Here is a 14,345-nt window from a genome sequence, read left to right as displayed (position 1 = left end):
GCGGCATGAGCGCCCTCAAGACCACGCCGCCCTGCGCGCACATCCGGATCGAAGTGCAGACCCGCTACCTGCCCGAGCAGTCCGAGCCCGAGGACGAGCGCTTCGCCTTCGCCTACACCGTGCGCATGACGCATCTCGGCGGCGCGCCGGCGCAGCTGGTGGATCGCCACTGGGTGATCACCGACGCCGACGACTGCGTGGAGGAAGTGCGCGGCCCCGGCGTGGTCGGCCAGACGCCGCGGCTGGAGCCGGGCCAGAGCTTCGAATACACCTCGGGCGCGGTGCTGCGCACGCCGGTCGGCCACATGCAGGGCAGCTACGGCTGGCAGACGGACGACGAACGCCGCTTCCGCTCGCCGATCCCGGGCTTCGTGCTCAGCATGCCGCGCGTCCTGCACTGATGGCGGTCTGGGCGATCGGCGACATCCAGGGCTGTCTCGAACCGCTGCAGCGACTGCTGGACGCGATCCGCTTCGATCCCGCCAGCGACCGTCTGTGGTTCTGCGGCGACCTGGTCAATCGCGGCGGCGAGTCGCTGGAAGTGCTGCGGCTGATCCATGCGCTCGACATCCACAGCACGGTGGTACTCGGCAACCACGATCTTTCGCTGCTGGCGATCGCAGCGCGCCCCGAGAACGAGCGCAGGCGCACCAATGCCGAGCTGCAGCGGGTGATCTTCGCCGACGACGGTCCGATGCTGCTCGACTGGCTGCGCTGTCGCCCGCTGGTGCATCTGGATGCCAGCCTCGGCTGGATGATGGTGCATGCCGGGCTTGCTCCGAAATGGACGCCGCGGATCGCGCTGGCCCGCGCCCACGAGGTCGAGAGCAGGCTTGCCGGCCCCAACCACGTCAAACTGCTGCGCGGCATGTTCGGCAACAACCCGGCGACCTGGAGCCCCAAGCTCGACGGCATGGACCGCCTGCGCGCGATCATCAACATCTGCACGCGGATGCGCTTCTGCTCGCCCAAGGGCACGATGAACTTCGACCACAAGGGCCGCCCCGGCACCCAGAAGCCCGGCCTGTACCCGTGGTTCGCCGTGCCGGGCCAGGCCCAGCGCGACCTGCGCATCGTCTGCGGCCACTGGTCGACCCTGGGCCTGTTCCAGGGGCTCGGCGTGCACGCGATCGACACCGGCTGCGTCTGGGGCGGCAAGCTCACCGCGCTGCGGCTCGACCAGGAACTCCCGCAGGTGGTGCAGGTCGCCGGTCGCGCCGGCGGTCGCCCCGAATAAGCGTCTGCGCTGCGCCCGGCCCGCGCCCCGGCGCAGCCTCGTACTCCGCCGGATCGACGCGGCATACTCGCGGCCCCGTTCCACTCCGGGCGCATCGATGCGCACACGACTGATTGCTCCACCCTTGGCCACCCCGCGCCTGGCTGGCCGCCTTGTGCTTGGCGCGATCCTGCCGCTGCTGCTGTTCGCCTCCCCCACGCCCGCACAGGATGAGGCAGGGGTCGACGAGGCGGAGCTCAAGGGAGCGAAGGCGACGCAGGTGGACACCCGCCTGCGCGCAGCGGTGGACGCTGCCGGCCTGAGCTACGAGATCAACGCCAAGGCCGACCTGCAGCTGGTGATCGAGTACGACGACGGCCGCAGCCAGAGCGTCACCCTGCAGTCGAGGACGCTGCGCTACGACGTTGGAGAGCAGCGCGATGTCTACTCGCTGGCGCACCGCTTCGGCGAGGACGAAACGCTGGATCCTGCCCTGCTGCAGCGCCTGCTCGGCGAGAACAACACCTTCACCCTCGGCTTCTGGGCGCTGCAGGACCGCCACCTGTACGCAATCGCCCGCATACCGGCACGGGCCAGCCCGCTGCAGGTCCGCGAGGCCGTCCGTTTCGTGGCCGAGGTCGCGGACGAGCTGGAGCGCGAACTGAGCGGCGACGCCGACGCCCACTGAGCCATTTTCCGTGCGCCCCCAGCTGAGGGCGGCGCAAAAGAAAGCCCGCGCCGGATCGCTCGGCGCGGGCCCGGAAGACACAGCGCATCGCCGTCCCTGGCGAACGCAGCGTCGATACTGTCGGGTGTCAGTCCTCGCGCGGCGGCGTCACAGTGACGAACTGGGTCGCCTCGCCGCGGCGGATCAGCAGCATCACCGGCTCACCGGGCTTGGCGTCCTTGACCGCGTCGTTGAATGCCTTGGCGCTGCCGACGGCGGTGCGGCCGACCATCAGCACGATGTCGCCTTCGGCCAGTCCGGCGCGACGCCCGGCGATGCCGCGGATGCCGGTGATCAGCACGCCCTCGCCGGCCTTCAGGCCCAGCGGCTCGCGCTGCTCGGCGGTGAGATCCTCGACATCGAGCCCCAGCGGGTTGGCGGGCGCGCTGCTGCGCTCGCCGCCGCGGTTGGCCTGCGCGCTCTGATCGCGCGGCAGCTCGCCTACCGTCACCGGGATCCGCCGTTCGCGACCTTCGCGGAACACCGTCACGTCGACGCGGGTGCCCGGGCGGGTCGCGCCGACGGCCGGCGGCAGGTCGCTGCTGCGATTGATCGGGGTGTCACCAAACTTCAGGATCACGTCACCGCGCTGGATGCCGGCCTTCTCGGCCACGCTGTCCGCGCTGAAGCCGCCCACCAGGGCGCCGCCGGGACGCGGCAGGCCCAGGGCCTGCGCGGCCTCGCGGCTGACTTCCTGGATCTGCACGCCGAGCAGGCCGCGCGAGACGAAGCCCTTGTCCTTCAGCTGCTCGACCACGTCCATCGCGACCTCGATCGGAATCGCGAAGGACACGCCCATGTAGCCGCCGGTGTTGGAGAAGATCTGCGAGTTGATGCCGACGACTTCGCCATTGGTGTTCAGCAGAGGGCCGCCGGAGTTGCCGCGGTTGATCGGCACGTCGGTCTGGATGAAGGGCACGTACTGCTGGCCGGCCATCTGCGAGGCGCGGCCCAGTGCGCTGACGATGCCGGCAGTCACCGAATGCTCGAAGCCGAAGGGCGAGCCGATCGCGACCATCCACTGCCCCGGCTTGAGCGTGCGCGATTCGCCGATCTTCGCCGTGGGCAGGCCGCTTTCGTCGAGCTTGAGCAGGGCGACATCGCTCTGCGCGTCCGACCCGATCACCGTCGCTTCCAGCTCACGGCGATCGCGCAGGCGCACGATCACCTGGTCGGCGCCGTCGATCACGTGGTGATTGGTCAGCACATAGCCGTCCGCGGAGATGATGAAGCCAGTGCCCATCGAGGTGCGGTCGCGCGGCACCTGCGGCATGCCGGGCTGCTCGAAAAAGCGGCGGAAGATCTCGGGCATCTCGTCCTGCGGGATGTTGTTCGGCCCGAGGCGCGCGGCGGCTTCGGCGGTGCGGGTCGCCTCGATGTTGACGACCGAGGGTCCGGCCTGCTCGACCAGCTCGGTGAAGTCCGGCAGGTTCTGCGCCTCGGCAGCGCGGCCGGTGAGGGCCAGCACGGCGGCGAGCCAGAAGGCGTGCAAGGGGTGGGTCATGCTCATGGGCATCCGGTTCCTCATGACAGGTCGAGTGGGATTCAGGGCGCTGTCGCCGCCCGCCCTTCGGGCATGCGGACGCGCGCTGCGGCTTTCAAGTCGCGGTGCGTCGAATCTGCGGCATCGGCAGCCGACGTGCGGCGCGCTTGGAATACGCCACCGCCAGTGAAGTTCCCAGCACGGCGCCGACTGCGGTGGCGGCATCACCCAGCGCGCTGCCCAGCGCGGCGCCCGCCAACAGGCCCAGCAGCGGCAGGCCATAACCCAAGGCAGCCTGGCGCAGCAGCTGCGGGCCGGGCAGCTCAAGCTCGACGGCGTCGCCAGGGTTGAGGCCGGGATCGGTGTCCGGCAACTCAACGGCATGCCCGCCATCCTCGACGAACACGCTGCAGCGTCCGCCGCAGCCGCCGCAGCTGCTGCACTCTGCGGTGTAGCGAAGACGCAGGTGCTGCCGCGACCTGCCAACGACCACCGCAGGCCGACGCTCGGCGCGCATACGCTACTGGGCGCGCGCCGGCAGCAGCGGAGGCGCGGTCGGGCCCGGCTGGGCGGGCGCCTGCAGCAAGGGGGTGTAGGGCACCAGCAGCAGGCTGCCGTCCGCCTGCAGCACCGGCACGTAGCGCACCGGCAGGCCGTTGCTCATCTGTCCGTAGCCCGCAGGCGTGGCACCGACCGCGACGGTCTGGGCCGCGCGAGAAATGTCGGGGCGAAGGTCGCGCTCGCTGACAGCGCTGGGCGCCACCTCGCCATTGCCGGCCAGCGGGGCTGCCGACTCCGGCACCTGCGACTGCTGCACCGGCACGGTGATGATCGCCGCGAGCGCGACCGCCGCGGCCACGGCAGCACCGCCACCCCAGCGCATCCAGCCATGCCGCGACGCCTGCGCGGCCTCGGCATCGAGGGCGGCCTGCACGCGATCCGCGAAGTCCAGGGCCAGCGGCGGCCCGGCCTGGCGGCGCAGGCTGTCGCCGATCAGGTGGTAGTTCGACCACGCCGACTTCAGCTCGGCATCGTCGGCGAGGCGCTTCAGCAGGAAGCGCCGGCTGTCGGCGGCGAGTTCACCGTCGCACAGGGCCGAGACCTGTTCGCGCAGCTCGGCGTTCGGATCGAGGGGCTTGTCGATGCTCATGGGCGGACTCGCTCGGCGCCCATCAGCGGGCGCAGTTTCTGGTCGATGGCGTCGCGGGCGCGGAAGATCCGCGAACGCACGGTGCCGATGGGGCAGCCCATGGTCTGGGCGATCTCTTCGTAGCTCAGGCCATCGACCTCGCGCAGGGTGATGGCGATGCGCAGCTCCTCGGGCAGGGCTTCGACGGTTTCGGCGACGGTGCGCTCGATCTCCTGCCGCGCAAGCTCCTGCTCAGGCGTGTCGACATCGCGCAGCCAGGTGCCACCGTCGTACTGCACGGCATCGGAGGCGTCGATGTCGTCGGTCGGCGGGCGCCTGCCCTTGGACACGAGGTGGTTCTTGGCGGTGTTGACCGCGATCTTGTACAGCCAGGTGTAGAACTGGGCGTCACCGCGGAAGTTGCCGAGCGCGCGGTAGGCGCGGATGAAGCTCTCCTGGGCGACGTCCTGGCACTCGCTCCAGTCGTTGATGTAGCGCGAGATCACGCTGACCAGCTTGTGCTGGTACTTGCGCACCAGCAGGTCGAAGGCACGCTTGTCGCCGGCCTGCACCCGACGCACAAGGTCGTAGTCGATTTCGTTCTCGGCCATCCGGGGCCGCTCTCCCTGTTGTTGTTCTGTTCGCGCGAGGCTATGGGCGCGCGGGGCGGCGGGCGCGGGCGTCTCCTGCAGGCGGAAGACGGAGGAATTCAGGCTGTCGAAGCTGAGGACGGCGTTCATGGCAGCCTGCGACCGCCGGTTTAGTGTGAAAGTTCACTCCACCGCCGCCACCATACGCGCCCGGATTGACCGCGCCCGCACACAGTCCGGATCATACGTGACCCCTTCGCGGCCGGCGCGGCTTAGCATGCCGGCGCTCGCCCCCTGCAGGAGATTCCCATGTTCGACGGCTTGCGCTTCAAGCACTGGCGTCCCGAGCTGCGCGACGACCGCGTGGTGGTACTGACCTTCGACCGCGCCGACTCCAGCGTCAACACGCTGGCCCGCGAGGTGCTGGAGGAGCTCGAGCAGCTGGTCGAGCGCATCGCCATCGAGAAGCCGAAGGGCGTGGTGGTGATCTCAGGCAAGACCTCGGGCTTCGTCGCCGGCGCCGACATCGCCGAGTTCAAGACCTACCACGAGCGCGGCACGGTCTTCGAATCGATCCGCTACGGCCAGAACGTGTTCCAGAAGCTGGCCGAGCTGCCCTGCCCCACGGTCGCCGCGATCCACGGTTTCTGCATGGGCGGCGGTACCGAACTCTCGCTGGCCTGCCGCTACCGCGTCGCCAGCACCGACGACAGCACCCGCATCGGCCTGCCCGAAGTGAAGCTCGGCATCTATCCGGGCTGGGGCGGCAGCGTGCGCCTGCCGCCGCTGGTCGGCGCTCCGGCGGCCTTCGACATGATGCTGACCGGCCGCGCGCTGTCCGCCTCGAACGCGCGCGCCATCGGCCTGATCGACAAGACCTGCGAACCTGCAGTGCTGCTCGATACCGCACTGGCACTGCTGAAGCGCGGCGTGAAGCGTCCCTTGAAGCAGCGCCTCACCGGCTGGGCCACCAACTGGTGGCCGGTGCGTCAGGCGCTGGCGCCGATGCTGGTCAAGCAGGTCAGCCGCAAGGCGCGCAAGGCGCACTACCCGGCGCCGTTCGCACTGATCGAAACCTGGCGGCGCAGCGGCGGCCCGGTGGAGTCGCGCCTCGTGTCCGAAGCCAAGTCGGTGGCCAAGCTGGCGGGCACGCCGACCGCCCAGAACCTCGTGCGCGTCTACTTCCTGCAGGAGCGCCTGAAGGGTCTCGGCGGCAAGTCGCATGACATCAAGCACGTCCACGTGGTGGGCGCCGGGGTGATGGGCGGCGACATCGCCGCCTGGAGCGCGCTGCGCGGTTTCGAGACCACCCTGCAGGACCGCTCGCTGGAACAGATCCAGCCGGCCATCGCCCGCGCCCACACCTTCTACGAGAAGAAGCTGAAGCGCGAGGACAAGCGCGCCGCCGCCATCGCGCGCCTGAACGCCGATGTCGACGGCGCCGGCGTGGCCAAGGCGGATCTGGTGATCGAGGCGATCTTCGAGAACCTCGACGCCAAGCGCGCGCTCTACGCCAAGGTCGAGGAGAACCTGCCGGCGAACAGCCTGCTGACCTCGAACACGTCGTCGATTCCGCTCACGGATCTTCGCGCCGAACTGAAGCGCCCGGCACAGTTCGCCGGCCTGCATTTCTTCAACCCGGTGTCGATGATGCCGCTGGTGGAGATCGTCCGGCATGAGGGCATGGACGCCGAGACCGAACGTCGCCTCGCGGCCTTCTGCCGCGCCATCGACAAGCTGCCGGTGCCGGTCGCCGGCACCCCGGGCTTCCTGGTCAACCGCATCCTGATGCCCTATCTGCTGGAAGCAATGACGCTCTACAGCGAGGGCGTTCCCGGCCCGGTCATCGACAAGGCGGCGCTGGCCTTCGGCATGCCGATGGGCCCGATCGAACTGGCCGATACCGTGGGTCTCGACGTGGCCGCGAGCGTCGGCAAGATCATGGCCGAGTTCCTCAACCTGCCGATCCCCAGCGGACTCGACGGCCTGCTGGCCTCGGGCAAGCGCGGCCGCAAGGACGGCCAGGGCTTCTACACCTGGGAAAACGGCCGCGCCAAGAAGCCCGAGGTGCCCAAGGACTACAAGGCGCCCGAAGACCTCACCGACCGCCTGGTGCTGGCCTTCGTCAATGAGGCCGTCGCCTGCCTGCACGAGGGCGTCGTCGCCGACGCCGACCTGCTGGATGCCGGCGTGATTTTCGGCACCGGCTTCGCACCCTTCCGCGGCGGCCCGATCCAGTACGTGCGCAGCGAGGGCGCGGCCAAGCTCAAGGCCCGCCTGGAGCAACTCGCCGGTCGCCACGGCCCGCGCTTCAACCCACGGCCGGGCTGGGATGCGTTGATCCCGGGCTGAAGCCCGCAGCGCCGCTGGGTGACGCACGAGGGCGAGCCGAGAGGCTCGCCCTCGGTCGTCTGGTGGCACAGCCTTTCGGAACCGCGCTGCAGCGCCCTTTGGACCCTGTCTGTCCAAGCAGTGGGAAGCCCTGCCGGCGTACGGACCGGCGATCGAAGGGCGCGCTGCCTGCGCCCTGGGAATCCCGACCTTCGGACGCGCCGCTCAGGCGCTCATCAGTGCGCGGCCCCGTGGTCCACTGGCGCGCATCCTCACTCCCCAATGCCAGCGCTCAACATACACATCCGGTTCACACCCTGATCCAGATCATCCGCACCGTAATTTCAGAAATTACTGAAACTTCGGAGATGGCGATGAACCTCCCCCCGCTCAGCCAGGCCTTCGTGCTGCACTTCGGTGAGATGGGCAGCCGCTGGGGCATCAACCGCACGGTCGGGCAGATCTACGCCCTGCTCTACGTCAGCCGCGAGGCGCAGACCGCTGACGACATCGTCGACAAGCTCGGCGTGTCGCGCAGCAACGTCAGCATGGGCCTGAAGGAGCTGCAGAGCTGGCGCCTGGTCAAGCTCGAACATCATCCCGGCGACCGCCGCGACTTCTACTCGGCACCCGAGGATGTCTGGCAGATCTTCAAGACGCTGGCGGAAGAGCGGCAGCGCCGCGAGGTCGACCCGACCCTGTCGATGCTGCGCGATGCGCTGCTGGAGAACGCCGGCTCGCCCGAGGACGTCTACGCGCAGGAACGCATGCGCAAGATGCACGAGCTGATCGAGCAGATCACCGACTGGTTCGCCGAGGTGCGCAAGCTCTCGCCCGACACCCTGCAGAGCCTGATGGGCTTGGGCAGCAAGGTGGTCAAGCTGCTGGAGCTGAAGGAGCGCGTGATGGGTGGTGGGTGGCGCGGCGAGCCCGAAGCGAAAGCGCCGCCTGAACCGGGTGAGCGTGCGTTGAAAGCGGTGGACTGAACAGAGCGCTGCGTCACTGCAGCCTGCGAACGCCAGCCCCCCACCCCCACCTTCGCTCGGTCGCACGCGGCTGTTGGCCGACTTCTGAATGTCGCAGCTAGGCCAAGCGCGCTTTCCCAATACGGATGGAAAGCGCGAACGCTTGGTTGAGTGCCAGGCCTGCCACCACAACCGCCTGCGAACACCCGGCCCTCTCCCCAACCCCTCTCCCGATGGGAGAGGGGCTCAGATCGAGAAGTTTAGGGCTTGCGGCAAGCGCGCTCTAACGAATCCCGAATTACCAATCCCGAATCCCGGCTCCAAAAATGGACACCCTCGACCCCATCCTGCTGGCCCGCATCCAGTTCGCGGCCAACATCAGCTTCCACATCCTGTTCCCCACGATCACCATCGCGCTGGGCTGGCTGCTGCTGTTCTTCAAGCTGCGCTGGCGTGCGACCGGCGATGCCAAATGGAATGCCGCCTATCGAACCTGGGTGAAGGTGTTCGCGCTCTCGTTCGCGCTGGGCGTGGTCAGCGGCATCACCATGAGCTTCCAGTTCGGCACCAACTGGCCGGGCTTCATGGAGCGCGTGGGCAACATCGCCGGCCCGCTGCTCGGCTATGAGGTGCTGACCGCATTTTTCCTTGAGGCCGCATTCCTCGGGATCATGCTGTTCGGCCAGGGCCGCGTGTCGGATCGCGTGCATACGCTGGCGACCTTCCTGGTCGCCTTCGGCACCACCCTGTCGGCCTTCTGGATCCTGGTGCTGAACTCGTGGATGCAGACGCCGGTGGGCTTCGAAATGATCGACGGCCAGGCGCACCCGACCGATTGGGCGGCGATCGTCTTCAACCCCTCGTTTCCGTATCGCCTCAGCCACATGCTGCTGGCCTCGGGCCTGACCGTGGCCTTCCTGGTCGCCGGCCTGTCGGCTTGGCGCCGGCTGAGGGGAGATGCCAGCGCCGAAGTGCAGGCGACCCTGCGCACGGGTCTGGTGCTGGGTGCGGTGCTGATCCCGCTGCAGATCCTCGCCGGCGACCTGCACGGCCTGAACACGCTGGAGCACCAGCCGGCCAAGGTCGCGGCGATGGAAGGCATCTGGGAGACCGAGCGCGGCGCGGGTCTTCGCCTGTTCGCGCTGCCGAACGAGGACACCCGCAGCAATGACTACGAGATCCAGATCCCCAAGCTGGCCAGTCTGATCCTCACCCATGAGCTCGACGGTGAATTAAAGGGCCTGAACGACTTCGAGCATCACCCACCAGTGGCGCCGGTGTTCTGGTCGTTCCGGGTGATGGTGGGCATCGGCCTGCTCATGCTGGCAGTGAGCTGGCTGGGCGTCTGGCAGTTGAAGCGCCGCGGCGAGCCCGCCCGCTGGCTGCTGCGCGTGCTCGTTGGCATGACCTTCGCCGGCTGGGTGGCGACGCTGGCCGGCTGGTACGTCACCGAGATCGGCCGTCAGCCTTGGGTGGTGTACGGCGTCGTGAGCACGGCTGACGCGGCATCGAGCGTGCCGGCGCCTTTGATCGGCATCAGCCTCGGCCTGTATCTGTCGATCTACATCGTTCTACTGACGGCCTATATCAGCGTGCTCTTCCACCTGATGCACAAGGCCTCGAAGGGCGAGCTGGACGGCGCCATCGGCACCCTGCCCACCCATGACACCGCTGAAGGAGCACGCGCATGAGCGCCTGGCTGCCGGAGATCTTCCTCGCCCTGATGGGGCTGGCCATGCTGGCCTACGTCGTGCTGGACGGCTTCGACCTTGGCGTCGGCATCCTGCTGCCCGGCGGTGACGAGGCGCAGAAGGACACCATGATCGCCTCGATCGGGCCGTTCTGGGACGCCAACGAAACCTGGCTGGTGCTGGGTGTCGGCATCCTGCTGATCGCGTTTCCGATGGCGCACGGGGTGATCCTGAGCTCGCTCTACCTGCCGGTGACGCTGATGCTGATCGCGCTGATCCTGCGCGGCGTGGCCTTCGACTTCCGGGTCAAGGCGCGGGCAAAGCACAAGCACCTGTGGGATCGCAGCTTCTTCGCCGGCTCGGCGCTGGCCGCGCTGTCGCAGGGCTTCATGCTCGGCGCCTACATCCTCGGCTTCGAGTGGAGCGTGGCGAACTTCGCCTTCGCCAGCTTCATCGGCGTCTGTCTGCTGGCGGGCTATGCCCTGCTCGGCGCAACCTGGCTGCTGATGAAGGCCGAAGGCGAGCTGCAGCGGAAGGCCGTGCGCTGGGCGCAGCGCGCGCTGTGGCTGACCGGCATCGGCATCGGGGCGGTCTCGGTCGCCACGCCGATGGTGAGCGCGCGCATCTTCGAAAAGTGGTTCAGCCTGCCCAACTTCATCCTGCTGCTGCAGATCCCGCTGATCACCGCGGCGCTGTTCTTCATCGCCCTGCGCTCGCTGAAGCGCATGCGCACAGGCGATCTGCGCAGCCCCTGGCAGCCCTTCGCCTGCGCCGTCGGCCTGTTCGTGTTCGCCTTCATCGGGCTCGCCTACAGCCTGTTCCCCTACCTCGTGGTCGACCGCATCACCATCCATGAGGCGGCGGCGGCGCCGGGCTCGCTGATAATCATTCTGTTCGGCGTGGCGATTACCCTGCCGGCGATCCTGGCCTACTCGGCCTATAGCTACCGGGTGTTCTGGGGCAAGGCGACCCAGCTGCGCTACTACTGAAGCGCTCGCGCAGGCAGACTCGGCGCATCCAGCGCGCACCGGGAAACGTCGAGTGAAACCCCTGCACATCGCCATCGCCGGCTACGGCAGCGCGGGTCAGGCCGCCAGCCTGCTGCTGGCCCGCGACGGCCATCGCGTCGAAGTGTTCGAGCGGGTGGCGCACCCGGGCCCGGTCGGTGCGGGCTTCCTGCTGCAGCCGACCGGCATGGGCGTGCTGCTGGAGCTGGGCCTGCTCGATGCCGCCCTGCAGCTGGGCGCGCCGGTGCGGCGACTGTTCGGCGACCTGCCGAATGGCCGCCGCATCATGGACATGCGCTACAGCGAGCTGCAGCCGCAGCTGTTCGGTCTGGGCATGCAGCGCACGGCCCTGTTCCAGCTGCTGCATGCCGCGCGCTCCGAAGCAACCCAGCTGCAATTCGCCGCCGAAGTGCAGTCGGTGGATGCCGAACACGGCCGGCTGCACACTGCCGACGGTCGCCAGCACGGCCCCTACGATCTGGTCATCGCCGCGGACGGTTCGGGCTCGCAGCTGCGCGCCGCGCTGGGTCCGCATCGGCTGGACCGGCCCTATCCCTGGGGCGCCCTCTGGTGCCTGCTGCCGGCCGAAGGCTGGCCGCATGGGGCCGAACTGCGCCAGCGCTACCAGGGCGCCCGGCGGATGATTGGCCTGCTGCCGGTCGGCGGCTGCGGAGCCAACCCACGCCCGCATCTCAGCTTCTTCTGGAGCCTGCCCTGCGCCGAGTTCGAACGCTGGCGCTCAGGCGATATGGACGCCTGGCGCAGCGAGCTGTACGCGCTCTGGCCCGAAGCCACCGAGGTGCTCATGCGTCTGCCGGCCGAGGCTTCAGGACTGGCCCGCGCCAGCTACCGCGACACCGTGCTGCGGCGCTGGCACACGGGCCGCCTGTGCGCCATCGGCGACGCCGCGCACGCGATGAGCCCGCAGCTCGGCCAGGGCGTCAACATGGCCCTACTCGACGCGCTGGCGCTGCGCGATGCCCTGCGCGCGGAGTCGCGGGTCGACGCGGCGCTGCGCCGCTATGCCGCCGAACGCCGCGCCCACGTCGGCATCTACCACCTCTGGTCGCGCTGGCTGACGCCGCTGTTCCAGTCCGACCATCGCCTGCTCGCGCGCCTGCGCGATGCCCTGTTCCTGCCGCTGTCGAGGATGCCCGGCAGCCGCGGCCAGAGCCTGGCGGTGCTCTCGGGCACACAGCAGGGCCTGTTCGGGCGCAGACGCATCCCCGCGTCCCTGCTGCAGGCGCTTGCGGACCACCGCAGCCACGCGAAGCCGTCGGCGCGTGACCGCGCTTGACCTGCGGCACCGCCCTGCGGCCTGATCCGGCTCTCGCATCCATGGAACGCCGCCCGGCATGACCCTGCTCAGCCTGCTCGCCCTGCTCGCCTTCGCCCTGTTCCTGCAGCCCTTCCTGCACCGGCTGTGGCTGGCGCGGCAGCGCGACCGCCTTCGCGAGGCCATCGAGGCCGAGCGCGGCAGCCGGGTGATCCTGCTGGTGCATCGCGAGGAGCGCATGAGCCTGATGGGCGTTCCGCTGCTGCGCTACATCGACATGGACGACGCCGAATCGGTGGTGCGCGCGGTGCACCAGACGCCTCCGGAGCAACCCATCGACCTCGTGCTGCACACGCCCGGCGGGCTGGTGCTGGCCTCGCTGCAGATCGCCCGCGCGCTGGCGCGACACCCCGGCCCGGTGCGCGCGCTGGTGCCGCACTACGCGATGTCCGGCGGCACCCTGCTGGCGATCGCCGGCGATGAAATCGTCATGAGCCCGCATGCGGTGCTGGGCCCGCTCGACCCGGCCATCGACGACGTGCCGGCGGCCTCGATCCTGCGCGCGGTCGCGCAGAAAGATCCGAAGGATGTCGAAGACGACACGCTGATCCTCGCCGACCAGGCGCAGATGGCGATCCGCCAGCTGCGCGAGAGCCTGACCGACCTGCTGCTGGCCCGGCTTGGCAAGGAGCGCGCGGAGGAAGTCGCGATGGCGCTGACCGAGGGCCGCTGGACCCACGACTACCCGATCACGCCCGAGCAGGTCACCGAACTTGGCCTCAAGGTCAACATCGACATGCCCGAATCGGTGCTGGACCTGATGGCCCTGTACCCGCAGCCGATGCGCGGGCTGGGCGGCGTCGAGTACGCGCCGCGCGAGCGGCCAAGCGCCGAGGAAGACAGGCACAGGTGAGACAACACATACGCCCCTGATGTCCGATCAGACCAGCAGCATCGCCACGAACCACAGCCCGGCCACCAGTTCGACCCCGGTGCTGCGCTCCGGCGAACGACCGACCGAGAGCAGCAGGAACAGGTTGTAGGGTACGGGCGCGAAGTGAAGGGCGACGGCCAGCCAGGCGGGCGCGCCGCCGGCCAACAGAGCGAGCCCGACCACACTGGCCACCCCATTGATCACGCTGCCGACCAGCAGCAGATCGCGCCAGAACAGTCGGCGCATCGGCACGGCGCCCTGCCAGCGCAGACGGAAGAAATCAACGGCGGGGCTCGGCGCCATGTGCGGCAATCCATTGCAGACAGGCGCGCAGCGTACGCGAGGGCTGCGGCAACCGGCGACTCGATGCCACCGCAGTCTCTGTTCCGAGCCCACCCCTCAAGGAACGAGGCCGACCCTTTCGGACCGGCCTCCTGCATTGGGCGATGATCGATTGCGGCTCAGTCGTCCCACTCGGCCTCGCTGTGCAGCACGCGACCGTCGTAGCCGCTCAGGCGCAGCTCGACGCGCTGGCCATCCGGGCCCACGGCCTCGGCGCTCCAGGTGGCGCCTTCACGATCCAGGTCCTCGATCGCGGTGTAGCCCTGCGACTGCAGCGCGGCGGCCAGTGCCGCGGCATCCAGCAGCGCGCGGCCGGCCTGTGCGTCGAAGACCTCGCCGCTGACGGGATCGACGTGGACTTCGCCCCAGCGGCCGTCGGCGCGGCGCACCTCGGCCTCCCAGAGGCCGTCGTCGTACTCGATCTCGCGCACTTCCGCATAGCCGGCCCGATTCAGATCGGCAGCGACATCGGCGGACGAGCGCGGGGTGACGGCGTGGGCGGCAAAGGCAAGACCGATGGCGCCAGCGACGATGGCGGACATCAGCATGGAGCGACGCAGGGTGTTGGACGACTTGGACATGGTGATTCTCCTCGGGTTGGGATGCAGGCCGGGCGGATCGCCGCGGCGTGGGGCGCAGTCTCCACACCCCGCC

14 protein-coding genes and 1 pseudogene are annotated in these 14,345 nt (G+C 69.1%); 9 read left to right on the top strand and 6 right to left on the bottom strand.

Annotated elements, in window-relative coordinates; genetic code table 11:
- Nucleotides 1-5 precede the first annotated feature (5 nt).
- The 3 genes and pseudogenes from apaG (at nt 6) to Q0654_RS06575 (ending at nt 1,904) form a co-directional block, all read left to right on the top strand.
- Nucleotides 6-401 carry a Co2+/Mg2+ efflux protein ApaG gene (gene apaG, locus Q0654_RS06585; protein WP_298851775.1) on the top strand — a complete coding sequence of 132 codons (396 nt, stop codon included), beginning with the start codon at nt 6-8 and terminating at the stop codon, nt 399-401.
- Nucleotides 401-1,450, top strand: a pseudogene (locus Q0654_RS06580) (symmetrical bis(5'-nucleosyl)-tetraphosphatase). The gene apaG and the pseudogene Q0654_RS06580 overlap by 1 nt, the downstream one beginning before the upstream one ends.
- Nucleotides 1,335-1,904 carry a hypothetical protein gene (locus Q0654_RS06575; protein ID WP_298851944.1) on the top strand — a complete coding sequence of 190 codons (570 nt, stop codon included), beginning with the start codon at nt 1,335-1,337 and terminating at the stop codon, nt 1,902-1,904. Before Q0654_RS06580 ends, Q0654_RS06575 begins: the two are co-directional and overlap by 116 nt.
- Before the next feature lie 127 nt (nt 1,905-2,031).
- Here the strand turns inward: Q0654_RS06575 and Q0654_RS06570 are convergent, their stop codons facing one another.
- From Q0654_RS06570 to rpoE, 4 genes are all read right to left on the bottom strand, one after another.
- Nucleotides 2,032-3,453, bottom strand: a complete 1,422-nt coding sequence (locus tag Q0654_RS06570; RefSeq protein WP_298851773.1) for a DegQ family serine endoprotease — start codon at nt 3,451-3,453, stop codon at nt 2,032-2,034.
- 88 nt (nt 3,454-3,541) lie between these two features.
- A complete protein-coding gene (locus Q0654_RS06565; RefSeq protein ID WP_298851770.1) occupies nt 3,542-3,943 on the bottom strand; it encodes a SoxR reducing system RseC family protein in 402 nt (133 codons plus the stop codon).
- A gap of 3 nt (nt 3,944-3,946) precedes the next feature.
- A complete protein-coding gene (locus Q0654_RS06560; RefSeq protein WP_298851767.1) occupies nt 3,947-4,576 on the bottom strand; it encodes a sigma-E factor negative regulatory protein in 630 nt (209 codons plus the stop codon).
- Nucleotides 4,573-5,166, bottom strand: coding sequence for an RNA polymerase sigma factor RpoE (gene rpoE / locus Q0654_RS06555; protein ID WP_091239829.1), 594 nt, complete (start codon nt 5,164-5,166; stop codon nt 4,573-4,575). The genes Q0654_RS06560 and rpoE overlap by 4 nt, the downstream gene beginning before the upstream one ends.
- Before the next feature lie 288 nt (nt 5,167-5,454).
- Between rpoE and Q0654_RS06550 the strand changes: the two genes are divergently transcribed.
- The 6 genes from Q0654_RS06550 (at nt 5,455) to Q0654_RS06525 (ending at nt 13,328) form a co-directional block, all read left to right on the top strand.
- Nucleotides 5,455-7,497, top strand: a complete 2,043-nt coding sequence (locus Q0654_RS06550) for a 3-hydroxyacyl-CoA dehydrogenase NAD-binding domain-containing protein (RefSeq protein ID WP_298851757.1) — start codon at nt 5,455-5,457, stop codon at nt 7,495-7,497.
- Nucleotides 7,498-7,850: 353 nt separating this feature from the next.
- On the top strand, nt 7,851-8,462 hold the full coding sequence (locus tag Q0654_RS06545) for a GbsR/MarR family transcriptional regulator (RefSeq protein WP_298851755.1): 612 nt from the start codon (nt 7,851-7,853) through the stop codon (nt 8,460-8,462).
- 305 nt (nt 8,463-8,767) lie between these two features.
- Nucleotides 8,768-10,132, top strand: coding sequence for a cytochrome ubiquinol oxidase subunit I (locus Q0654_RS06540; RefSeq protein ID WP_298851753.1), 1,365 nt, complete (start codon nt 8,768-8,770; stop codon nt 10,130-10,132).
- The gene (locus Q0654_RS06535) at nt 10,129-11,121 is read left to right on the top strand and encodes a cytochrome d ubiquinol oxidase subunit II (protein ID WP_298851750.1); all 993 of its coding nucleotides are present in this window, start codon (nt 10,129-10,131) and stop codon (nt 11,119-11,121) included. Before Q0654_RS06540 ends, Q0654_RS06535 begins: the two co-directional genes overlap by 4 nt.
- A 52-nt stretch (nt 11,122-11,173) precedes the next feature.
- Nucleotides 11,174-12,436, top strand: a complete 1,263-nt coding sequence (locus tag Q0654_RS06530; RefSeq protein ID WP_298851746.1) for an NAD(P)/FAD-dependent oxidoreductase — start codon at nt 11,174-11,176, stop codon at nt 12,434-12,436.
- A gap of 58 nt (nt 12,437-12,494) precedes the next feature.
- Nucleotides 12,495-13,328 (top strand): ATP-dependent Clp protease proteolytic subunit, encoded by an 834-nt coding sequence (locus Q0654_RS06525; protein ID WP_298851744.1) that lies wholly within the window; start codon nt 12,495-12,497, stop codon nt 13,326-13,328.
- Nucleotides 13,329-13,355: 27 nt separating this feature from the next.
- Here the strand turns inward: Q0654_RS06525 and Q0654_RS06520 are convergent, their stop codons facing one another.
- Both Q0654_RS06520 and Q0654_RS06515 read right to left on the bottom strand, forming a co-directional pair.
- Nucleotides 13,356-13,652, bottom strand: coding sequence for a hypothetical protein (locus Q0654_RS06520; RefSeq protein WP_298851742.1), 297 nt, complete (start codon nt 13,650-13,652; stop codon nt 13,356-13,358).
- A gap of 158 nt (nt 13,653-13,810) precedes the next feature.
- Nucleotides 13,811-14,272, bottom strand: a complete 462-nt coding sequence (locus Q0654_RS06515; protein ID WP_298851740.1) for a PepSY domain-containing protein — start codon at nt 14,270-14,272, stop codon at nt 13,811-13,813.
- Nucleotides 14,273-14,345: the final 73 nt, after the last annotated feature.

It is taken from the genome of uncultured Aquimonas sp. (assembly GCF_937888285.1).
Classification (GTDB): domain Bacteria; phylum Pseudomonadota; class Gammaproteobacteria; order Xanthomonadales; family Xanthomonadaceae; genus Aquimonas.
Note: the sequence above shows the minus strand (reverse complement) of the source record. Positions and strands in the feature narration are given on the sequence as shown.